22 protein-coding genes, 2 pseudogenes and 1 riboswitch are annotated in these 21,664 nt (G+C 68.3%); of the genes and pseudogenes, 10 read left to right on the top strand and 14 right to left on the bottom strand.

Annotation, left to right across the window (positions count from 1 at the left end):
* Positions 1-133: 133 nt before the first annotated feature.
* Both APZ21_RS04230 and APZ21_RS04235 read left to right on the top strand, forming a co-directional pair.
* On the top strand, positions 134-1,507 hold the full coding sequence (locus tag APZ21_RS04230) for an FAD-dependent oxidoreductase (RefSeq protein ID WP_054812027.1): 1,374 nt from the start codon (positions 134-136) through the stop codon (positions 1,505-1,507).
* A 133-nt stretch (positions 1,508-1,640) separates the two neighbouring features.
* Positions 1,641-2,717, top strand: a complete 1,077-nt coding sequence (locus APZ21_RS04235; RefSeq protein WP_082392851.1) for an AI-2E family transporter — start codon at positions 1,641-1,643, stop codon at positions 2,715-2,717.
* Between the two features lie 11 nt (positions 2,718-2,728).
* On the opposite strand, the gene APZ21_RS04240 is transcribed toward APZ21_RS04235, so the two are convergent.
* Entirely contained in the window at positions 2,729-4,096 is a 1,368-nt protein-coding gene (locus APZ21_RS04240) for a purine-cytosine permease family protein (RefSeq protein ID WP_054811881.1), read from the bottom strand.
* A riboswitch (TPP riboswitch) is annotated at positions 4,091-4,205 on the bottom strand. (Overlaps the previous gene by 6 nt.)
* Before the next feature lie 160 nt (positions 4,206-4,365).
* Positions 4,366-5,019, bottom strand: coding sequence for a TetR/AcrR family transcriptional regulator (locus APZ21_RS04245; protein WP_054811882.1), 654 nt, complete (start codon positions 5,017-5,019; stop codon positions 4,366-4,368).
* Positions 5,020-5,147: 128 nt separating this feature from the next.
* Here APZ21_RS04245 and APZ21_RS35410 point away from each other — a divergent pair.
* From APZ21_RS35410 to APZ21_RS04260, 4 genes and pseudogenes are all read left to right on the top strand, one after another.
* Positions 5,148-5,324 (top strand): annotated as a pseudogene (locus APZ21_RS35410) (enoyl-CoA hydratase); the annotation flags it as partial.
* Between the two features lie 505 nt (positions 5,325-5,829).
* Positions 5,830-6,972, top strand: a complete 1,143-nt coding sequence (locus APZ21_RS04255) for an alkane 1-monooxygenase (protein ID WP_239476482.1) — start codon at positions 5,830-5,832, stop codon at positions 6,970-6,972.
* 143 nt (positions 6,973-7,115) lie between these two features.
* Positions 7,116-7,271 carry a DUF6131 family protein gene (locus tag APZ21_RS33675; RefSeq protein ID WP_239476483.1) on the top strand — a complete coding sequence of 52 codons (156 nt, stop codon included), beginning with the start codon at positions 7,116-7,118 and terminating at the stop codon, positions 7,269-7,271.
* A gap of 68 nt (positions 7,272-7,339) precedes the next feature.
* The gene (locus tag APZ21_RS04260) at positions 7,340-7,738 is read left to right on the top strand and encodes a hypothetical protein (protein ID WP_054811885.1); all 399 of its coding nucleotides are present in this window, start codon (positions 7,340-7,342) and stop codon (positions 7,736-7,738) included.
* Here the strand turns inward: APZ21_RS04260 and APZ21_RS35415 are convergent.
* Positions 7,716-7,875 (bottom strand): annotated as a pseudogene (locus APZ21_RS35415) (NAD(P)-dependent oxidoreductase); the annotation flags it as partial. The gene APZ21_RS04260 and the pseudogene APZ21_RS35415 sit on opposite strands and share 23 nt — an antisense overlap.
* Positions 7,872-8,405, bottom strand: coding sequence for a DoxX family protein (locus APZ21_RS04265; protein ID WP_054811886.1), 534 nt, complete (start codon positions 8,403-8,405; stop codon positions 7,872-7,874). The gene APZ21_RS04265 and the pseudogene APZ21_RS35415, both read right to left, overlap by 4 nt.
* Positions 8,406-8,823: 418 nt before the next feature.
* On the opposite strand from APZ21_RS04265, the gene APZ21_RS04270 reads away from it, so the two are divergent.
* Positions 8,824-9,669 (top strand): DUF1206 domain-containing protein, encoded by an 846-nt coding sequence (locus APZ21_RS04270; protein WP_054811887.1) that lies wholly within the window; start codon positions 8,824-8,826, stop codon positions 9,667-9,669.
* Here APZ21_RS04270 and APZ21_RS04275 read toward each other — a convergent pair.
* The 4 genes from APZ21_RS04275 to APZ21_RS04290 all read right to left on the bottom strand — a co-directional run bounded on the left by APZ21_RS04275 (position 9,644) and on the right by APZ21_RS04290 (position 14,055).
* Positions 9,644-10,951, bottom strand: a complete 1,308-nt coding sequence (locus tag APZ21_RS04275; protein ID WP_082392828.1) for an acyltransferase family protein — start codon at positions 10,949-10,951, stop codon at positions 9,644-9,646. The two genes, APZ21_RS04270 and APZ21_RS04275, sit on opposite strands and share 26 nt — an antisense overlap.
* Positions 10,952-11,069: 118 nt before the next feature.
* The gene (locus tag APZ21_RS04280; RefSeq protein ID WP_054811889.1) at positions 11,070-11,780 is read right to left on the bottom strand and encodes an endonuclease/exonuclease/phosphatase family protein; all 711 of its coding nucleotides are present in this window, start codon (positions 11,778-11,780) and stop codon (positions 11,070-11,072) included.
* Between the two features lie 52 nt (positions 11,781-11,832).
* Complete coding sequence (locus APZ21_RS04285) at positions 11,833-12,957, bottom strand: DUF3089 domain-containing protein (protein ID WP_054811890.1); 1,125 nt, start codon at positions 12,955-12,957, stop codon at positions 11,833-11,835.
* A 249-nt stretch (positions 12,958-13,206) separates the two neighbouring features.
* Positions 13,207-14,055: an LLM class flavin-dependent oxidoreductase gene (locus APZ21_RS04290; RefSeq protein WP_054811891.1), complete on the bottom strand. Its 849-nt coding sequence runs from the start codon at positions 14,053-14,055 to the stop codon at positions 13,207-13,209.
* A gap of 226 nt (positions 14,056-14,281) precedes the next feature.
* On the opposite strand from APZ21_RS04290, the gene APZ21_RS04295 reads away from it, so the two are divergent.
* Positions 14,282-14,461 (top strand): hypothetical protein, encoded by a 180-nt coding sequence (locus APZ21_RS04295; RefSeq protein WP_054811892.1) that lies wholly within the window; start codon positions 14,282-14,284, stop codon positions 14,459-14,461.
* 69 nt (positions 14,462-14,530) lie between these two features.
* Here APZ21_RS04295 and APZ21_RS04300 read toward each other — a convergent pair whose 3' ends face one another.
* Positions 14,531-14,986 (bottom strand): hypothetical protein, encoded by a 456-nt coding sequence (locus APZ21_RS04300; protein ID WP_063125070.1) that lies wholly within the window; start codon positions 14,984-14,986, stop codon positions 14,531-14,533.
* Positions 14,987-15,068: 82 nt separating this feature from the next.
* Between APZ21_RS04300 and APZ21_RS04305 the strand changes: the two genes are divergently transcribed.
* On the top strand, positions 15,069-16,019 hold the full coding sequence (locus APZ21_RS04305; protein WP_054812029.1) for a GlxA family transcriptional regulator: 951 nt from the start codon (positions 15,069-15,071) through the stop codon (positions 16,017-16,019).
* 19 nt (positions 16,020-16,038) lie between these two features.
* Here the strand turns inward: APZ21_RS04305 and APZ21_RS04310 are convergent, their stop codons facing one another.
* Positions 16,039-16,494, bottom strand: coding sequence for an SRPBCC family protein (locus tag APZ21_RS04310; RefSeq protein WP_054811894.1), 456 nt, complete (start codon positions 16,492-16,494; stop codon positions 16,039-16,041).
* A 110-nt stretch (positions 16,495-16,604) separates the two neighbouring features.
* Between APZ21_RS04310 and APZ21_RS04315 the strand changes: the two genes are divergently transcribed.
* Positions 16,605-17,366 (top strand): dienelactone hydrolase family protein, encoded by a 762-nt coding sequence (locus APZ21_RS04315; RefSeq protein ID WP_054811895.1) that lies wholly within the window; start codon positions 16,605-16,607, stop codon positions 17,364-17,366.
* Between the two features lie 33 nt (positions 17,367-17,399).
* Here the strand turns inward: APZ21_RS04315 and APZ21_RS34970 are convergent, their stop codons facing one another.
* From APZ21_RS34970 to APZ21_RS04340, 4 genes are all read right to left on the bottom strand, one after another.
* Positions 17,400-17,858 carry a hypothetical protein gene (locus tag APZ21_RS34970; protein WP_204249033.1) on the bottom strand — a complete coding sequence of 153 codons (459 nt, stop codon included), beginning with the start codon at positions 17,856-17,858 and terminating at the stop codon, positions 17,400-17,402.
* Positions 17,859-17,920: 62 nt separating this feature from the next.
* Entirely contained in the window at positions 17,921-18,943 is a 1,023-nt protein-coding gene (locus tag APZ21_RS04330) for a phosphotriesterase family protein (RefSeq protein WP_054811896.1), read from the bottom strand.
* 124 nt (positions 18,944-19,067) lie between these two features.
* The gene (locus APZ21_RS04335) at positions 19,068-19,886 is read right to left on the bottom strand and encodes a class I SAM-dependent methyltransferase (RefSeq protein ID WP_054811897.1); all 819 of its coding nucleotides are present in this window, start codon (positions 19,884-19,886) and stop codon (positions 19,068-19,070) included.
* Positions 19,887-19,915: 29 nt separating this feature from the next.
* Entirely contained in the window at positions 19,916-21,520 is a 1,605-nt protein-coding gene (locus APZ21_RS04340) for an MFS transporter (RefSeq protein ID WP_054811898.1), read from the bottom strand.
* Positions 21,521-21,664 lie beyond the last annotated feature (144 nt).

The following is a 21,664-nucleotide window of genomic DNA, read 5'->3' on the forward strand; positions in this document are numbered from 1 at the left end:
GCCAGGAGATCAGTGTGCGGTAATGCCGGGTCCACCGCAGCGCAACCCGGAAGCCGGTGGTGTGCCGCGGAAATGGCGCGCGATCCGTACCTGGGTCGGCGGTGAACGGTATTCGCGACGTAGCGTGATCTTCATGAGCGAGCGACTGGTGATCGTCGGCGGGGACGCCGCGGGCATGTCGGCGGCGTCGCAGGCACGTCGGCTGCGCGGCGCGCCGGATATGGAGATCGTGGTGTTCGAGCGGGGCCGGTTCGCCTCGTATTCGGCCTGCGGCATTCCGTACTGGGTCGGCGGGAGTGTGGCCGAGCGTGACGCGCTCATCGCCCGCACGCCGCACGAGCACCGGGAACGCGATATCGATCTGCGGATGCGCACCGAGGTGGTCGAACTCGATGTGCGCGGCCGCCGTGTGCGGGTGTCCGATGCGGTATCCGGTGCGTGCTATTGGCATCCCTACGACAAGCTGGTCCTGGCCACCGGCGCGGTGCCGATCCGCCCCGAGCTGCCCGGCATCGACGCCGAGGGCGTGCACGGGGTGCAGACACTCGACGACGGTCAGGCGCTGCTCGACACCCTGGACCGCACCGAGGGCAAGCGCGCGGTGGTCGTCGGTGCGGGCTATATCGGCGTGGAGATGGCCGAGGCCATGATCGGGCGCGGCTACGAGGTCACCGTGGTGCACCGTGGCGCGCAACCCATGTCCACCCTCGACCCCGACATGGGCGCGCTGGTGGCGACCGCCATGGGCGGCCTCGGCATAGCGCTGGTCTGCGAGGCCGAGGTCACCGCGATCCGCGCCGACGAATCCGGCCGGGTACGCGCGGTGGTGACCTCGGACGCGGAATACCCCGCCGACGTGGTGATTCTCGGTATCGGTGTGCGTCCTGAGACGACACTGGCCCGTGCGGCCGGACTTCCGCTGGGCGACTCCGGCGGGCTGCGCACCGATCTCGCCATGCGGGTGCGCGGACACCACGACATCTGGGCGGGCGGCGACTGCGTCGAGGTGCTGGATCTGGTGTCCGGTCGCGAACGCCACATACCGCTCGGCACGCACGCCAACAAGCACGGGCAGGTCATCGGCTCCGGCGTGGGCGGCGGCTATGCCACCTTTCCGGGCGTGGTCGGCACCGCGGTCAGCAAGGTGTGCGATATCGAGGTCGCGCGGACCGGACTGCTGGAGGAACAGGCACGCGAGGTCGGACTGCAATTCGTGACCGCCACCATCGAATCGACCACCCGCGCCGGATATTTCCCGGGAGCCACGCCGATGACGGTGAAGATGATCGCCGAACGTCGCACCGGACGGCTGCTCGGCGTGCAGATCGTCGGGCGCGAGGGCGCGGCCAAACGGGTCGACGTGGCGGCGGTCGCGCTGACCGCGCGCATGACCGTGGAACAGATGACCGCACTCGACCTCGGTTACGCGCCGCCGTTCTCCCCGGTCTGGGATCCGGTTCTGGTGGCCGCGCGCAAGGCGACGGCGGCGGTGCAGGCGGACCGATGACACGGTGGCCGACACGCCGAGCGCCCCGCCGTGTAAGACTGGCGGCGTGAGCGGGGCGAACGAAATCGACAGCAGAGGGCCGAAGGCCGCGAAGTCGACACCGGAGCGCGGGGCCGTCATCGGCCGGGGACTCATGTGGATGGCGAAGTGGTCGCTGTGTCTGGTGGCCATCGCGGCAGGGGCCTGGGTGCTCGGCTACCTCACCGCGCGGCTGTGGGTGGTCATCCTGCCGGTCGCGCTGGCGGTCGTGGTGGCGACGGTGCTCTGGCCGCCGACCCGGTGGCTGACCGAGCACCGCTTCCCGCCCGCGGCGGCGGCCTCGGTCACGCTGCTCGGATTCCTCGCCGTCCTGTCCGGTGTGATCGCGCTCATCGTCCCGTCGGTGGTGGAACAGTCACCGGAACTGGCCGACAAGGCGGGCACCGGCATCCAGCAGGTTCGCGACTGGTTGCAGGGTCCGCCGCTGCGGATTCGCGACGAGCAGTTGGACTCGGCGGTCGACGCCATCGTGTCGCGATTGCAGTCCAGCGCCGATCAGATCGCGGGCGGCGTGTTCAGCGGCGTCACCACGGCGACATCCATGCTGATCACCCTGGTGCTGGTGCTGGTGCTGACGTTCTTCTTCATCAAGGACGGACCCCGCTTCCTGCCCTGGCTGCACGCGGCGCTCGGCACCCGCAACGGCCGCCACCTCGAGGAGGTTGCGGCCCGGATCTGGTCCACCCTCGGCGGATTCATCCGCACCCAGGCGCTGGTGAGCCTGATCGACGCGGTATTCATCGGGGCCGGTCTGGTCATACTCGGTGTGCCGCTGTGGGGCGTGCTCGCGGTCGTCACCTTCATCGGCGGCTTCATCCCCATGGTCGGCGCCTTCGTGGCGGGCGCGCTGGCGGTGCTGGTGGCGTTGGTCGGCAACGGGTTCACCACGGCGCTGATCGTGCTCGCCATCTGCGTCGCGGTGCAGCAGCTGGAAGGCAATGTGCTGCAACCGGTTCTCCAGAGTCGCAGCATGAAACTGCATGCCGTGGTGGTGCTGCTCGCGGTGACCGGCGGCGCATCGCTGTATGGGATCGTCGGCGCGTTCCTCGCGGTGCCGGTGGTCGCGATGGTCGCGGTGGTGATCCGCTACGTCAGCGAGCAGATCGATATGGCGACCGCACCGGATTCCGTCGCGGACACGCGGCACGAGGTCGAGTCGGAGGCCGAGTGAGCCGCGCGGGCTCATCGGGCGCGCGTGCGCGGGCGGGTGACCCGCCCGACCGCCCAGCCCGCCGCGATCGCGGTGAGGAACGACAGCAATGAGGCGCTCATCCACGGCTGTTTGGTGAAATCCAGCCACTGCTGCGCGCGCACCCAGAACTCGGTCCACACCCCGGCGTCGCCCGGATTGATCAACTGGTACACCGACAGGCCGATCAGCCAGGCCGCGATCATGCCCCACCGCGACGGCGCGTCCTCGGCGGTGTTCCACTCGCCGCCGGAGTTCAGGAAGAAGTCGGCGACCAGCACGCCGAGCAGCGGAACGAAGACCGAGCCGATGAGGCCGAGGAAGCCGAAGTAGTCGTCCATGTGCAACCACAGCGCGAGTACGGTGATGAGCGTGCCGAGTCCGATCGACAGCACGCGCCGGTCGGCCCGCGGGGCGAGGTTCTGGATCGAGACCGCGGTGGAGTAGACGTTGGCGAAGGACTGATCGGCTTCGCGCACCACCAGTATCAGGAAGAACGCCGCACCGAGGGTGACTTCGAGGAACGGTCCGTAGGTGCCCGAGCCGGTCGCCAGCGCCAGCGCGAACAGGCCGAGGATGTAGGCCACGATCTGGGTGAACGCGTATGCCCCGCCCGCGGCGGCGAATGCCGAACCGGCGCCGCGGGAATGGCGGGTGTAGTCGGCCGCCACCGGCATCCAGGAGATCGACACGGCAAGCGCGGCGTCGGTGGCGATCCAGAACAGATTCCAGTCGACGCCGAACGGCCCCGAGCCCTCGGGCCCGGGATCGGCGGTCAGATCGGGCAGGCCCACACGGAAGAACTGGATGTAGAACCAGATCAGGGCGATGGCGACGCCGACGGTGACGAAACGGCGAAGCAGCCGCACCGATCCGAGCGGCCAGATCGTGAGCAGGGTCGTGAGGACGCCCGCGGCGATCACGTAGAGCCAGTGCGGGCCGCCGCCGAACAGTTCCTCGGCGGCGTTGCCGATGACGATGAGTTCGAAGGTGCCCCAACCGATGAGCTGCGCGATGTTGAGCACCGTCGGCACGTAGCTGGGTTTCGCGCCGAACAGTCCGCGCAGCAGCATCATCGCGGGTTTGCCGGTCCGTGCGCCCGGCACCGCGGCCAGCCCGAGCATGAGCCCGCCGACGGCGGTGCCGACGATCATGGCGAGGATCCCCGCCGCGATCGAGATCTGCGCCGTGCCATCGGCATTCGGGGCCAGGACGGTGTACGCGCCGGAGAAGGCGAACAGGCTCACGCCCAGATTCGCCCAGAACGCGCTCTGATCCCAGAACGACAGCACGCGCGGGGCGGGCTGGTCGAGGGTGAGCGGCGCCTCTTGCGCGCCGCTGTGGACGGTCGGTGAGGACATGCCGCTCTTCACTCCCTACGCCGGCATTACCCGGACAGGTTCATGCGGTCGGCGACCTCGGGGCCGCCCTCTCAGCCCGGCCATTGTCCGAGCTCCCGCGGTGGGTTCCGTATACCACCTTCGTGGACTACACCCTACGGCAACCGGGCATTCCGGCAACTGCGCTCCCGTGCGGCTGCTGCCCACCGGAGACACCGGGGAGATGATCGCGAGAGGCCGAGGTCCCGGGAGACGCGGTTCAGGCCGCCGAGGCGGGCCGAACGTCGGGACTATCCGCGCGCGAAGCCGTGCGCGCAGAAGTTCCACACCTCGGAAGCGGTGATCGCGTGGTGGGTCTCGTCCTCGGTGACCGCCGAGGACTGGGCGGTGAACATGACCGTCTGCATGACCATCGCCGCCATCCGGCGCGGATTCACGTCGGCGCGAAGCTGTTCGGCCGCCTCGGCCTGCCCCACGAGTTCGGTGAACAGGTTCAGCATCGGCGCGTGCGCGACCTTGACCTGATCGGGGTGTGTCATCAGCAGTTGCGGCGCGAAGTCGGTGAACAGCGGGCGTCGGGCGGCCGGATCGGGGCGGCACAGCTCGAAGAGCAGTTCGACGGCGACCTGGAGTTTGTCCAGCGGGTCGGTGGGGCCGTCGGCGGCGGCGCGAAGCTGTTCGGCGATGCGGCCGACGGCGTCCTCGAACAGGGCGAGCAGCAGTTCGTGCTTACCGTCGAATTGCAGGTAGAAGCTGCGTAACGATTGCCGCGAACGGTCGACGACCTCCTGCACCGTGAAGTCGGTAGTGCCCTTCTCGGTGATGATCGCCTGGGCGGCATCGAGGAATCGCTGGACGCGTTCCTCCGCGCGCAGTTTGGCACTGCGCAGCGAGCGCTCGACGGCACGTTCCTTCCAGGCCGGCTTCTCGCTCAGGCTGGTCACCGACGCCTCGACCCCAGGTCATCCGAAGAGAACATGAGTGAACTGTACCGGAATGGACCTGGCGACGGAATTCGCCACCTGGTGGCGGCCTTTCCGAAATTGCCTTTTCAGACGCGGTAATATTATTCTCCACACCCGAACCCGCCATTGCCGCGGTGCGGGGACGCTGGATAGCAGGCGGATTGCCGCTGTGCCGGCCGTGCGACCTCGTCGTCGCCGAGAACGCGCAGTTCTTCGATACGGTGGTCATGATCGGGATGGGCGGCGTCGAATACCACGGGCACACCTGGGAACTCGGCGCGCGCATCTGGTCCACCCGGTCCATGGGGACGACGACCGGATCGTGCGACGCGGTACCGTCATCGGCGGCGATCTCGAGGGAATGGAAAATGAAACGCCCACTCACCGGCCGTGTTTCACCCGGTTGAACCGAACGTCGCGGTCGGCGGCGAATTCCCGGGGCATACCGAGCCTGCGCGTTCGCTCCCGGTGCACGTGGGAGGCGAAACGGCGCCGCCTTCGTTGACACCCTCCTCGGTTCGCAGGTAGCTTTGGACCCGAGGCGAGTGTGATTCGGAATGGGCCGTCGCCTCCCGCGTATTCATCGTGTCGGTGCCGAGCGCGTATGCTCCGGCGGACACGGAAATCATCGAAGACCTCCGGTGGCGTCGCCGTCGGTACATGAATGGGCAGGGGTGCCGCGGCTCTCGAGGAGTTGCCGCGTACGGTTTCGATCCTTTTGGGGTGCCAGTGGCCGTTTTCGCGAACTCAGGGTATCGAGATCCCAAGCGCTATTTGTGGCTTCTGGGATTGATCGCGCCGGGGTGCGCGCTGCTACCGGTATATCTGGTCGGACGCACCGGAATGCAGATGTTCTGGTGGATAGGCCCGATTATCGTCTTTCTGATCATTCCACTGCTCGAACTCGTCGTCGGCGACGACGGGAGTACCCCGCGCGACGAGGATTACGAGCGGCTGGCCGGAGATCGGTACTACCGGTGGTGCACCTATCTGTTCCTCCCGCTGCAATTCGCCGGGCTGACGATCGCGGGCGCGGTCTGGGCGGGCACCGGACCCGACCTCATCGACAAGGTGGGATTGGCGGTCACCCTCGGCATCGTGTCGGGGGTCGGCATCAATGCCGCGCACGAACTCGGACACCGCTCCGAACATCTCGAGCGCTGGTTGTCCAAGATCGCGTTGGCGCAATCCGGGTACGGGCATTTCTTCGTCGAACACAACCGCGGCCACCACGTCCGCGTGGCCACACCCGACGACCCGGCCAGCGCCCGATTCGGCGAGACGCTGTGGGAATTCCTGCCTCGCAGCGTGATCGGAGGGTTTCGTTCGGCGATCGCGCTGGAACGCGACCGGCTCGCACGCCGGGGCAAACGCTGGTTCAGCATGGACAATCACATCGTGCAGGCGTGGGCGATGAGCATCGCGCTGTTCGCGACCATGATCCTGCTGTTCGGCTACACCATCGCCCCATATCTGGTGATACAGGCGCTGATCGGTATCGCGCTACTGGAAACCGTCAACTACATCGAGCACTACGGATTGCTGCGAGCGCGGCGGGCCAACGGCCGTTATGCGCGATGCTCACCGCGCGACAGCTGGAACAGCGATCGTCTGGTCACGAACGTCTTCCTGTTCCATCTCCAGCGCCACAGCGATCACCACGCCAATCCGGGCCGCCGTTACCAGACCCTGCGCAGCAGCGAACAGGCCCCGCAGCTACCCAGTGGCTACGCCACCATGGTTCTGCTGGCAGTGGTGCCGCCGCTGTGGCGCGCCGTCATGGACCACCGGGTACTCGACCACTACGGCGGTGACCTCGCGCTGGCGAACACCGGAACACGGCATACGCCCGGCGACATTGACAGCCGGGCCGCACCCGGAGTTGACTGGAGTGGTAACCGTGAAACCGCTGGTCACGACGATGCGAGCTGAGGTGCCAGCGCCGAGAGCAGCTTGTGGGCGACTATCGACCGGTCGGCGCCTGGTAAGCGGATGAGCGCCTGCGCGCGCGTCACCGGCCCGGCGCCCTCCGGTCCATCCACAGAAGTCGAGAACTCGGAAGTCGAGAAGTCGTCATGATCATCATCGGACTCATCCTGCTAATCTTGGGATTCATTTTCAACATTCCGATCCTGTGGACCATCGGCATCATCGCACTGGTCATCGGTTTGGTGCTGCTGTTGTTGGGGTCGACGGGACGCGCCGTCGGGGGACGTAGGCACTACTACTGACGGGGGCCCGCGTCCGCGACCCGTAGACGGTCGCGGCGCGCGGCCGTACATCCTCGAGGAGGGCAGAGATGTCCACCAGCACCATCGTCTGGATCGTCGTCATCGCGGTCGTTGTGGTTCTGCTCCTGGCGGCGGTCGGCGCGGCGCTGCGGCGCCGACGCCTACAGCAGCGCCGGGACGAAGCCAAACGGATCCGCGCCGAAACGGTCGAACAGACCCGGCAGGTCCGACAGCGTGAAGCGCTGGCCGACGAGACCGCCGCCAAGGCGCGCGCCGCGGCCGCCGAGGCCGACGCCGAGGCCGCCCGTGCCGCGGGTCTGGAACAAAAGGCATCCGAACACCGCAGTGCCGCGAGTTCCTCGCGCGAGGCGGTGAACCGGGAACGGGAACGCGCCGACCGAATCGACCCGACGACGAAACCGGCCGACGAGTCGACGGGACGAACGCAACCGCCCCGGAACGGGTAGCTCGCGTCTCCGCTGTGGCGGCATCGGGCCGGAGCGACGCGGGCCCGCGCGCCCACAGCGTGGTGGGGTATCCGGCCTCGATGATCCGACGCGCCGTCGGGCCGACCGCCGAGTCCGATGAATCCGACGCGCGTCAGCGGCCCTGCTCGTCTGCCGTCTCCGGTGTTTCGATCCGCGCGGGGGTCGGCCGGTAGAACATCGCCAGCAGTCCCGCCGTGGCGACCACGCCGAGTCCGAGCGCGATACCGCCGCCCGCCCAGCCGGTGATCTCGATGTCGGCGACGTGATCCAGCGACAGCCATCCGGGCCCGGTCAGTCCGAGCGCGACCGCGACCACGGCCAGCACCAGGACGTACTCGTAGCCCTCCGCGAACACGAAGAAGCCGTTGCGCCGGTGCGCGAGCAGACCCGCGACCAGCATGACCGAGACCACCGCCCCGGCCGCGAACGGTGTGAGCAGGCCGACGATCAGCAGCACGCCCGCGCCGATCTCGGTGATCACGCTGAACCATGCCTGGAGCACGGGGCGGCGCAGTCCCAGTCCGCCGAACCAGCGCGCGGTGCCCTCGATGCGCCCGCCGCCGACCCAGTGGTTGACCCCGTGTGCGATCATCGTCACACCGACCACCAGCCGCAGCAGCAGCGGGGCCATATCGGCGACCTGCATTACCTCACCTCCGTGGCCGCGTAGCCGCCGCCGTCTAATTGTGCTGTCGGACCACTGAATTCCCCGGGCTCGGCGGCGACGACGCATTCCTCCACGAAGGATAGCGCCTTCAGGCGGTTCTGCTCCTGGCGGCGGTGCACGGCGCAGCGATGGCCGCGAGATCGGCGGGCTCGTCGCGCCACACGGTCTCGTATTCGGCCGCGGTGTAGCGCACGGGAATCCGTACCCGCGCGGGTCACGCGCGGGAATTCGGCCTCGGGTCCCGCGCGGATGGTCGGTCCAGTTACGGGTGGCGGATGCCTCGAGCCGCGGAGCCTGCACCACGATGACCGCGCCACCGACCGCCGCGCGGTTTCACGATCATCGGCCCGGGTATCCGCCGACCGTTCGAAGGTCCGCGACAACGAGGAAATCCGGTATGACGAGAACGAATTCGCACGCGGTGTCATTCACCGGCGGGTCGGCGGGCGCGCCGAGTGCCGAGCGCATCGCCAAGAACCGCGTGGTGGAACGGGGCGCCCGCGCCGGCTTCGTCATGACCGGTGTCGTGCACATTCTCATAGGACTCATCGCCGTTCGCCTCGCCGTCGGCGCGGGCGGCGGCACCGCAGACCAGTCCGGGGCGATGGCGGAACTGGCCGCACGGCCCTTCGGGCGAATCATGCTGTGGGCGGGCGTGATCGGCTTCGTCATGCTGGCCATGTGGCGGCTGTTCGAAGCGATCTTCGGCCGCAGCCGCGACTCCGGCGACGACACGAGAGCCGCGATCGCGCACCGCGCGAAATCGATCGGTGAGGCCGCGGTCTACCTCGCCCTGACCTACTCGGCATTCCAATTCGCGCGGGGCGGTGCGTCCGGCGGCGGGGGCCGGGGTCCGGGAATCACCGCGCGACTGTTGCAGAACAGCGGCGGGATCATCGTACTCGTCGTAGCGGGGCTCGCGATCATCGGCGTAGGCGGCTACTACGTCTACAAGGGCGCGCGGGCGAAGTTCATGGACGATCTCGACGCATCGGCGGGTGATCTCGCGCGGTGGCTCGGTATCGCCGGCTACATCGCGAAGGGTTCGGCGCTGGCCGCGGTGGGCGTACTCGTGATCGTGGCCACCACGCGGTCCGAGCCCGACAAGGCGTCAGGACTCGACGGCGCGCTGAAAACACTGGGCGCACAACCGTACGGCGCGGTGCTGTTGATCGTCGCCGCCGCGGGCATCGTCACCTACGGTCTGTACAACTTCGTCAGGGCCAGGCACGCCGAGCTGTAGGAACGTTCTCGCGGCGGGTGCTGGTCAGTAGCGCGGTCCCGGTCACGAGCATGAGGGCCGCGAGCATCGACGCGGTCTCGGTGCCGAGCCCCACCCGCCACAGCGCGAATATTCCCGCCGTCGACAGCGCGGTCCCCGTGACCGCCGCGGCGGTGCCGGTGCGCGGCGCGAATCCGGCGCAGAACAGATCCCAGCGGACGACCAGGCGCACCGTCCCCATCAGCACCGCCGCCCCGAGGATCAGCCACAGCGGCCGTAGCAGCCACCACGCGGTGGTGCTCGCGGGCAGCAGTGCCGGAATGAACAGCGTCGGCGCGATCAGCACCACCATCACCGGGATGTGCCACAGGTAGATCGACATGAGCGTGGCGGCGAGGATCCCGAGGACGCGCCGCAGTCCGTCGCGTGGCTCCCAGTTCACCAGCCGCCGGTCGACCATCACGATCACCGCCGTCTGGACGGTGGCCAGCACCGACAGCGCCGAGGTCGGCGGCGCGAGATTCGAGACCGGCGCGTCGGCCACGCCGAGCATCGTCGGAAGGTAGGGACCTGGTCCAACCATGACCGCCAGCGCCGCCACGCCCGCCGCCGCGACCCCCGCCGCCGCGCCGCCCCCTATCCGCGCGAATGTGCCACGGGCATAGAGGATTCCGAGCTGATGGCAGAACAGCCAGACGAACAGCAGATTCCACTCCGCGAATCGGCCCTCGCCCCCGAACCGGAGCGCGTCCACCGTGAACGACGCCCCCAGCAGCGCTACCGGGGCTATCCATGCCCCCAGATCGTGCACCCGCAATGCCGCGGGCGCGACCGCCGTCGCCACCAGGTAGATCGCCAGGAACCACAGCGGATTCGCGACGATATCCACGACCGTCTTCGCCGCCTGCGCCGAATACAGACCCAGCGCGAGCCCGGCCACGATCCCGAACACGATCAACGGCACCACCGGCACACTCAATCGCTTCGCCCGCGCCCCGAGATACGCGCCGTAGGTCATCGCGCGAGCGCGGCACCTGTCCACGACCAGGGTATTGGCGTACCCGCCCGCCAGGAAGAACAGCGGCATCACCTGAAGCACCCAGGTCGCCACCCATACCGCCCGCCCGTGCAATGTCGGATCTCCTCGCACGGCGCCGTCCGACATCGTCACCCGGACCGAAACCCAGTGCACGAAGACCACAACGCCGATGGAGAACACCCGAACGATATCGAGCGTCCAGTTCCGCCCACCCCGCCCCGCGGGCGCCACCACTCCCGTACCGCCCGCAATGCCCTCCGCCATAGTCGAGAAATAGCGGTTCCCCTTGAACAGGCGGTGAATACCGCGAGGTCACAGCGTCTCGAACCGGACTCGACTCGGCAGTGCCCCATCCAGAGCAGTCGTGGCGGCGTCCGACCGCTCAGTTCGGCGTGATGTCGGCCCGCACCAGGTTGTGATCGGACAACCCCTCGACGTCCTCGACGGCGACATCCGTCGCCGTCGCGCCGAGGGTGACCACTTGGTCGATGAACTGGGACCTGGTTCCCGAGCCGCGCGGCCGGGTCGGCGGGTCGGCGGGTAGGGGAGCGACGGTGAAATCGGGGCCGAGTGCGGCGGCGACCGTTTCGCGATCGGCATTGAAATCGCCGAGCAGGACCGTGGGCGCGTCGGCCGAGACGGCAAGGTCGGCCAGGTGGGCGAGTTGGCCCGTGCGCCGCCCGTCGCCGGTCACGTGGGTGGCGATCACGATGAGATCGTCGGTGCGCACGACCATCGCGCCCTTGCCTGGGTCGTCGGCGAACGCGGCCGCGGTGACCAGTGTGCTGCCCGGATCGGCGATCACCACCAGGTATTCGTCGCGGTCGCGCAACGCGGTGGCGATCCGCTTGGGGCGCGGCACGCGCGGATAGCGCATGGCGTGCACGGCGCGGTCGGGCAGAGCCTCGCGCAGTGCGGCGAGTTGATCGCCGCTGACTTCCTGCAAGGCGATCGCCCGCTCCTTGTGATCGGTCAGGCGGGCGGTCACCGCGGCGATGCGGTCGGGTTCGCTCGGCCACCGGTCGGCCACCTCTTCGTACCAGTTCTCCGCGTGGACGCGGTGCAGGACGTTCCAGGTGGCGACGGAGATCACGATCGACAACGGTATCGGATGACCGACTGCCCCACCACCGAGGGAGACCGCCTCAGTGCGAGGCGAGCCAGGCGTCGGACTGCTGCTGGGCGATCGAGATGAGCCGGTCGTATCCGAGATTGATATCGACCAGACGCGATTCGAACAGCGGCCGCTCGTTGAGGCGGTCCGGCCCGGTGAGCGTGGTGTTGTAGAAGGCGTAGCCATCGCGTTGTTCGCAGCGTCCGGTCGCCCGCGATGCCGTGGAGGTCCAGGTCGAGTCCGAATGCGGGAAGGTGTGCGGCAGCACCGTGTAACTGAGCAGGCTCGAGATGAGCCCGGACGCGTACGGTGCGGACGGCACGGTCACCGGCTGCGGTGCGTCGTCACCGCTGAGCGGACCCGGATCGGTGCACGCCACCGTGTAGCCGGGACCGTAGGGCAGCCCCCATCGCTGTGAGATCACGCCGAGATCGGCATCGGCGATCAGGGACATCGCCGAATCCTTCCGCCCCCGGGAATAGGCGACCACACAAGCGTATTCGCCGCGTTCGGTGCACACCGGAATCGTACGGAAGTCACCGCCCACGGTGCTGCCGCGCGCGGTCGTGACGTTGCCGTCCATCAGGAAGGCACCGACCAGCCGCGCCCGCGCCCGCGCGTCGGTCTCGACGTGATCGCGAATGAGCTTGCGCGCCATCAGCGTGCCCTGCGAGTGGCTGATGATGATCACGCCCCGGCCGTGATTGTCGTTGGCGAGGTAGTCGTCCCAGGCGTTCTCGACATCCCGGTACCCCTGCTGGGCGAGATCGAGTCCGGTGGCGAGATCCACCGGCAGCGCGGGCAGCGTCACCTGGCGGTACACCGGCGCGAACACCCGGCACAGACCGGAGAACCGCGCGGCCTGGAAGCTCGCGATGGACCGCACCTCCGGCCGCGCGACCGGATCCTGATCAGCGGCGATCTGATCGCCGACCCTCGGATACAAATAGAAGCAGTCCACGGCCTTCGCGCCCTCGCTCACCGAGACGGCCTCGCTCACCTTCCCGGTCGCCAGATCCGTGGTGTCGGAGGGCAGATCACACGGGTCGTCGGTCTTCGACGGATGACACAGCCAGGTGGTCGCGCGCCCCGCGGGTTGCGCCGCGGCCACCCCCGGAGTCAGTATCGCCACCGCGATCAGTACGAGTGCCAACACACGCCGCCACGTCGTCCTCGGCCCCGAGGAACCCACCACGCCCACTCCGATGTCTCCCGCCTGCGTCAACGACAGGCGTCGACCCTAACCGGGACAACCGTCGGGTTCGGGGAATTCGATCACATGGTGACCGGGCCGTGACCGTCGCCGGTCTGTGCACGCCGTCCGGTGTGAACGCCGAGACCGGAACAAGCGCAACCGGATTGCCGAGGACGTTCGAAAGCCCGTCCGCGCGATGGTGATCGTCCCTCAGCCGAGGAGATCGGCGAGTCGGTCGACTTGGCCGGCGTCGCGGCCGTAGCAGTAGAGGATGACCTCTTCCACGCCGAGATCATCGAATTGTTCGATGGCGGTCAGTATCTCGGCTCCGGTGGTGCGCATTCCGGCGACCATGTCCCCGGCGCGTCCGGTGAACGCGTAGTACGCGCCCATCGCCTCGCGGGCGTCCTCGACGACCTCCCGGGGGCCGAGCGCGGCATTGACCTGGGCGACTATGCGCGGCGAACCCTCGCGGCCGTGGTCGCGCCAGGATCGCCGGGCGGTGTCGATCAGTCCACCGGCCCAGGACGGCGCGGCGGCACAGAGGAAGCCGCCGCCCCAACGGCCGACGCGGTCGAGGGCGGCCGGGCGGAACGCGCCGAAGAGGAGTTCGGGACCTTCGGGGCGCAGCGGCGCGGGACCGATCGGACCGCAGGTCCGGCTGTAGGGCGCGCCCGCCCAGATGTCGCGCATGAGCGCGATCCGGCGATCCATGCGCGCGCCGAGGTCCGATGGTTCGGTTCCGTAAGCCTCGTGGTCGTCGGCCCGGCCGCCGATCCCGAGTCCGAGAACGAAGCGGCCACCGGACATCACATCCAGTGTCGCGGCCTGTTTGGCGAGCAGGACGGGATCGCGCAGCGGTGCGATGAGCACTTCGGTCTGCAAGCCGATTCGCTGGGTCGCGCCCGCGAGTACGGCCAGGGCGGTGAGCGGTTCGGGATTGTCGTAGACGAGCCGGTCCAGCAGTCCCAGGGTCGAGAACGGCCCCGCGTCGGCGCGGCGGGCCCAGTCGAGCAGGGCAGCGGGCGCGGAGATCGGAAGACCGATACCGATACGCAAGGGGTACCTCCATGAGGGGGCGTGAGCGGGTATTTCCCGGCATCGGTGACGGTTGTCCCGTCGTGCCCGCGTTTCGATCCGCCGCAGGCCGGTCGGCGCCGAGCGCGGCCCATCTTGTCACCCCGGCCGGGTCACCCGCATCCGGTCGACTGCGTGAATGCTTGGCCGCGTATGGCGGGTGTGGCAGTCTGGAATGATCATCCAACGGGATGCCGAAGGACCGACAATGTTCACCAACATCATCGAACCACTGCGGGATATGGCGGAACAGAATCGCGATGTCATCGGTTTCGTCGTGATCAACCTCGGTAATGCCGCTCTCGGTGTCGCCAAATGGGGTCTGGACGCCGCCACTCCGCTGCTACAACAGTTCTTCTCCGAATATCCGCCCGGCCAGAACTACTGACGGGTCGGGGGAGTGAGCTCGATCGGCCTCGACGAGGCGCGGCGTTCCAACCGGCGTCGAAGCGGGCGCCTACCCGGCGGCGATTTCCCGCAGATGCTCGAAACCGGCGGCCGCGGCCATTTCGGGTAGCCGGACTATTCTCCCGCCGCGCCCCCACCGGCCTTCCGGTACCTCGTCGAAGGTCACCGAGGTGACCAGCCGCCTGCCTTCGAGGCCGGTCGCGGTGTCGCGGGCGGCCTGTTCGAGGTCGGCGGCGAAGCCTTGACGCCGGACGGGATCGAGGACACCTTCGCTCGCGGTGAAGTTCACCAGTACGAGCAGCGCCATGTCGTCGGCGGGAATTCCCCCGCAGAAGGTGTGGCCTGCCGGTATCTCGTCGTACACGGCCAGCGAACGCAATCTCGCCTCGGGAGTGTCGGGAATGGATTCCGCGCGCCAACTCGCTTCGGTCAGCCGCGCCACCAGCGCTCGCCCGGCGTCGGCGGTGAAACCGCCCGCCGAGGTGCGGATATATAGAAGAGGCATGGGATTCACCGTAGGGCTGGACGGCCGATCGAAGCAGTGGCGTAATCGACAAATACTTGGCTAATCTAGCCAAGTGCTCTCGATGGATCTGCTGGTGTTGCCCGGCTCCGGGCCCCTCGGTGTCGCCGCCACGGTCGACCTCGCCGAGGCGCTGGCCCGCAGCCGCCACACGGGACACCGGCCCGCGGTCGACATCCGGGTCGTCGGCGGTGACGGCGGTACGGTCGCTCTGCGCGGCGGGCTCTCGGTGTCAGCCACCCCGTTGTCCGAGGCCGGTTCTGCCCGCCCGTGGATCGTGATTCCCGGAATCGGCTGCTCCGCGGCCACCGAGATCGAACGCCGCCTCGCCGAGCCCGATGTGCGCGCGGCGTCGCGATGGCTCGCCGACGCGCGGGGGTCCCGGATCGCGGCCTCCTGCACGGGCACCTTCCTCGCCGCCGAGGCGGGCGTCCTGGCGGACCGGAACGTGACCACGACCTGGTGGCTCGCCGGCGTCTTCGCCCGCCGGTACCCGACTTGTCGTGTGGACGCCGACCGAATGCTCGTCCGCGACCCTCCGGTGATCACCGCGGGCGCCGCGCTCGGGCATGTCGATCTACTCCTCGCGATCGTCGACGAAGTCCTCGGGTCCGCCGTCGCGAGCTCGGTTTCCGCGAGAATCGCCGTGGCGCCTCGTATTTCACAGACACCGTTCCGGCGCAGCGAAGCCTATCGCGACATCGATCCCGATCTCGCCGCCGTGGAACGATATGTCCTCGACCGGCTCGACAGCCCGATCCGCCTGACCGACCTCGCCGCGGCGACCCACCTCTCCAGCCGAACCCTGGCCCGGCGGATCCACGCGACGACCGGACTGCCGCCGATCCAATTCGTCCAGCGAATCAAGGTGGAAGCCGCGCTCGACCTGCTACGCGACCCCCACCGCAGTATCGCCGACGTCGCCCGAGCCGTCGGCCTCGCCGACGCCTCGGCTCTCAACCGTCTCCTGCGGCGCACCACCGGAAAGCCGCCCGGCGCTTTCCGTTCCGCCTGACGGGCCGTGCGTTCCGTGGTCAGCCTTGTTCGGCGAGGGCGGCGAGTGCGTCGAGGGAGGACCGGAGTGCGTCGGCGGTGGTGGCTTCGGCTCGGGCGCGGCGCTTCGGGTCGGTGAGATCGGTCCAGTCGTAGGTGTGCGTGACGCGGGTGATGGTGTCGCCGAGGGGCTCGAGTTCCCAGCGCCACAGATGCCCCGGAGGTTCCTTGTCGGGTTCGCAGGGCAGCCAGGCCATGCGTCGGACCTCCTCGAATTCCACCACGCGATTGTGGCGGACGCTGCCGTTGGTCAGCGTCATGGCGAAGACCTCGCCGACAGCGCGCACCCGCTGTCCGCTCGGGGCTTCGGCGAGATTGTCGTTGCCGTCCCACCGCGGCTGCTGCGACGGATCGGCGATCAACTCGAAGATGACCTCCGCGGGGGCCGTGATCTCCCGGCTCGCCGACACGACCTGAGCTACCTCGTTGTCTGTCATGATCCGATCGAATCATCACCACCGGGATTTCGCCGGCGGGTATACGCGAGAGGACGCGGGCGCCGAATGCGGTATGTTCGAAACAGGTGATCCGACAGGAGAATTCAACGATGGCGGTAGTGCGTGGTACATCGGTCGACATTCGGACACCCGATGGAATCGCTGACGCCTACGTCGCCTACCTCGACGACGGCGTCGCCCGTCCGGGAGTGTTGGTGATCCAGGACGGTTTCGGACCGCGGCCAAGCCTGCGGTCGCTGGCCGATCGCATTGCCGCACACGGCTACACGGTCCTGCTGCCGAACGCCTTCTACCGGCATGGACGTGCTCCGGTGACAGACCTGCCGGAGTTCATCGACCCGGCACAGCGGCCGGAGATCCTCCAGCAGGTCTTCCCGATGATTCGCGCGCTGACCCCGGAGCTCATGCGCGGGGACGCCGACGCCTACCTCGCGTGGCTGGCCGCTTCGCCCCGGGTCGCCGAGGGCAAGGTCGGCGTCACCGGCTACTGCATGGGCGCGCGGCTCGCGGTGTTGATCGCGGCCATGTTCCCCGACCGGGTGGCGGCGGTCGCCGGATTCCACGGCGGACCGCTCGTCACCGACGCCCCGGACAGTGCGCACCTGACCGTCGCGAACATCACGGGGGAGCTGTATTTCGCCCACGCGGGCGAGGATCAGCACATGACGCCCGAACACATCGCCCAATTCGACAAGGCGCTGGACGCCGCCGGGGTCCGGTACCGAACCGAGGTCTACGAAGGCGCCCAACACGGTTACACCCAGGCCGACACTTCCGCCTACGACCGCGAGGCCGCCGAACGGCACTATCGAGAACTGCTCGCCCTGTTCGACCGCAACCTGCCGCACTGAATCGCGCGAGGTCCGCTCGGGACGGTCCGCGCGCTACGGCGTCGACAAGGACGCAGCGCCGGTCGATTTCCGCCCGGAACCACGCCGGTAGGGGAGCGCGAACACGTAGAGCCCCGTGCCGAGCGACACCGCGAGCGGCAACAGCGGCAGATACGACACCCACACGATCGGATCCGAAGGCGCCAGCGCGACGAAGGTCGCGAGCACCGTCACCACGAAAGCGACGGCCGACCAGCGGTGCGCCCGCCGCGCCCGCGGCGCTCCCCGTTCCGCCGAACCGGTCGCCGCGCGGCGTCGCGCGTAGTACGCGACGAGTATGTAGAGCCCGCTGAAGGCGACCAACGCGAGCGGGAGCAGCGGCACGTACGACACCCAGGTCGGCCCCGACAGCGCCAGGACCACCATCGTGACGACCAGTGTCGCCGTGAAGAGGATCCCGAACCACCGGTGCATCTGCCGAACCGGCCTGTTACTCGTCGTCGTCTCTGTCATCGCAGCCCTCCTGTGCGGTCGAACGATCCGGCGGAAATGCCGGATCCCGGTTGCGCAGAACGTTAGCCACTGAGGTCTGACCAGCGCTTCTCGATTCCTGATCGTTGTGCCCGGCCGTCCGAGGCGGCCTCGAAGATGCGGCGCGGATTCCCCACGAGCATGGCGTCGATCTGCTCGTCGCCGACCCCGCGCTCGCGCAGGGCGGGGAGTACGGCGTCGGTGATGTGGGTGAAATGCCAGTCGGGCATGTGCTCGGCGCGGTAGGCGGGATCGAAGTTGTGGCTGTGGCAGGACGCGTCGTGCGAGAGCACCATGCGCTCGGCATAGCCGCGTGCGCACAATTCGGCGACGGTGCGTACGCGATCGTCGAAGGACAGCAGCGGCTCCAGACCGAAACGGTCCATGCCCAGGTACGAGCCCGCGTCGAGCAGGCGCTGGAGGTAGTCGAGGTCGGTGGTGTCTCCGCTGTGCCCGATGACGACGGCGGTGAGGTCGACGCCCTCCTCCCGGAATATCCGCTGCTGATCGAGCCCGCGGGCGGTGCGCGGATCGGTATGCGTGGAAATCGGCGCGCCGGTGCGCAGGTGGGCGCGCGCCACCGCCCGCAGCACCCGCTCGACATCGGGCGTCACCCCCGGCGCGTCGGTCGCGCATTTGAGAATTCCCGCACGGATTCCGGTGCCCGCGATGCCGACCTCGATATCGCGGACGAACATGTCCTCCATCGGGTCGTCACCGCCGATCATCCGTCCCGGACCGCGAAGCCGAAGGTATGTGGGCAATTCGGTGAAGGTGTAGAACCCGGTGGCGACGACGACGCGCACCCTGGTCCGCTCGGCGACCGCGCGGACACGTTCGATATCGCGCCCGAGTCCGAGCACGGTCAGGTCCACGATGGTGTCGATGCCCGCGTCGGCGAGGGCATCCAACTTCGACACCGCGTCCTCGGTGCGAGCGGCATCGTCCCAGGTCTCGGGATAGTTGCGCGCGTACTCGTGATTCAGCACGAAGACGTGTTCGTGCATGAGGACGCGGCCGAGCGCCGAAGTCGGCAGGGGACCGGTCACGGTGTCGACGGTCGGCATACGGCCACTCTCCCGGCATCGAGTACGGGCGGCTGCCACCGCCGCTGAACGCCCTCAGTTGTAGCCGATCACGGCGTGCCCGGCAGCGGTGATCGCCGCCCGTCCACCGGGCGAGCGGCCCGGGCTATCGCCGGGCCGGGTCCGTGGTGAACAGATTTATCTTGTAGGTCGACACCGGACTCGCCCAGCCGAACCCTTTGAGCAGGTAGCGGTATCTCGCGGGCCATGTCCGGGCCACGGCGGGCTGCGGAGAGGCGAAGGTCCGCGATTCGATCAACCGCACACCGAACCGTTCGAGATCGGCCGGGTTGTCGCACGTCCACTTCATCCGCGCCGACACCGTCTTGAGCACCGGATTGCGATCCTGATGGTTCATCATCGCTCGCCCACCCGTATCCAGCGCCAGCCCTGTCGCCGGAAACGCCGTGGCGACCTCCCGCAACCAGCTCTGCACGCGCACGGCCGGAAAATACAGCAGCACCGCCTCGCTGACCAAGAAGACAGGTCCGGGACGCTGCGTCACGCGAGCATGCCATTCGGTGTCGAACAGCGAACCGGTGATCATCGTGTACCGGTCGGAGTCGGCGAAGAACTTGCGGCGCAACACCATCGTGTCATCGACGTCGAGATCGAACCAGCGCACCGACCCGTTGTCGAGCCGATCGAAACGCGTCGACAACCCGCACCCCAGATCCACCACCGTCCCGTACGGATGCCTACGCAGGAATCCGCGCACGTACTCGTCGAAAATCGACGTGCGTAGCACGACACCCCAGAGCGCGGGCCCGCGGAACTTACCGAAGTCGTAGTCGATCGCCTCCACCAACTCGATCGCCCGCCGGTCCCCGAGAATGCTCGCCCGTCCCGCGGCATCCCTGGCCCGACCGTACAGCGGAATCAGAAGTGTCTCCTGGACCTCGCCCAACGCCACTTGTTCGCCCATGTCGGCTCCTCTACTCGGGATTGGGTTGCCTAATCATCTGGGACGTCCGCGTCCACCGGCCGGCGCGGCAACAGACCGGTGCCGAACAGGGCCGCGATCGCGAGCAGAGCTGTCACGGCGAACGCTGTTTGCAGCGCCTCGAGCCGAGCGTCGGAATTGACCGCGAGGACGGCGCTCGCAGTGGCGTCGTCGACGCCCGCGTCGTCGAGCGCGGTCGACAACTGCGTGTCGGACAGGAACGGCACCCCGGCGACGAGATCCGTGGTGGCCTTCTGTCGCACCGATGCGGGAACCGCCGGGTTGTTCTCGATGCCCGCGACCGCCGTCGAGGTCAGTGTGGCGATGAGGATCGACCCGATCAGGGCGGTGCCGATGGACGCGCCGAGGGTGGTCGCGGTGTTCTGTAGTCCCCCGACCTCCGAACTTCGGGAATCGGGTACGGCCGACACGGTGACCGCGCCGAGCTGCGAGGACAACGCGCCGAGACCCGACCCCATCAACAGCATCGGTATCGCCACGACGGCCGCGTTCGCGCCGGGGTCCATGCCTGCGGCGAGGATCAGGACGCCGATGATCATCGCGACCAGGCCGAGCCGAACGACCCGGCGCGGGGCGGCATGCGGCCGGAACCGGGGAATGCCCGCGGCAGCCAGGACGAGCGCGACCGACAGCGGAAGTATCCGCATCCCGGTTTCGAGCGCGCTCAGTTCCAACACGACCGACAGATACAGCGGCACAGCGAAGAAGACTCCGGCTTGAACGGCGAACTGCGCGAAGAACATGCTCGAGCCGCCGACGAGTTGCCGGTTACGGAACAGGCTCGGATCCACCAGCGGATCGCGGCCCCGCGCCACCAGATAGGTCTGCCGCCGCAGGAACACGTACAACGTCAGCAGGCCACCGATCAACAGCCAGATGACCGGCGACAGACCCAGGACGACAGGTCCGCGGGCCTCGGGCCGGACCCAACCCCATTCGCTCGACCGCAGCACCCCGTAGACGACCATGCCGAGCCCCGCCGCCGACAGCAGCGACCCGAGCAGATCCAACCGCATACGCCCGGTCGGAGCGTCTTCGACCCGGCGTAACACCAGCAGGATCAACACCACGATGACCACCTCGCCGAAGAAGACATACCGCCACGAGGCGAACGTGGTCACGGCGCCGCCGAGCAATGGGCCGACGGCCACCGCCATCGCTCCGGCGGCGGCTATCAGACCGTAGGCCGCGGACCGGCGTTCGGGTTCGAAATTGCCTGCGACGAGGGCGACGATCGCGGGCATGATCAACGCGGCGCCTACTCCCTCCAGCAGCGACCAGCCCAACAAGAGGATGGTCAGGTTCGGCGCCAGCCCCGTGACGAACGAACCCGTGCCGTAGACGACGAGACCGATCCCGAACGCCCGGCGACGGCCCACGATGGCGCCCACCTTGCCGCCGGTGATCATCAGCGACGCCATGACCAGCGTGTACAGGGTGATGGCGGTCTGAATGCCGGTGATGGTGGTATCGAGATCCTCGGCGACGGTGGCCATGGACACGTTCATCACGGAGCTGTCGAGCGTCATCAGGAATTGCCCCGACGCCAACACGGCCAGCACGAGCGAACTCGACCGCGCTCTCGGCGACGACATCTGGCGCTCCTCTCCCGGCGTATGCCGATTCGCGCCGATATGCGAACCACCGAGCCGGCCCGGTCGATATACGGGACCGTCGGTGGCTGCGGCTCAGCGCCGCGGGTGCCGCGGCGGCGGTCCCGACTCCTCATCGGTGGCGGG

The sequence above is a fragment of the Nocardia arizonensis genome (genome assembly GCF_001310275.1).
GTDB classification, from domain to species: Bacteria; Actinomycetota; Actinomycetes; order Mycobacteriales; family Mycobacteriaceae; genus Nocardia; species Nocardia arizonensis.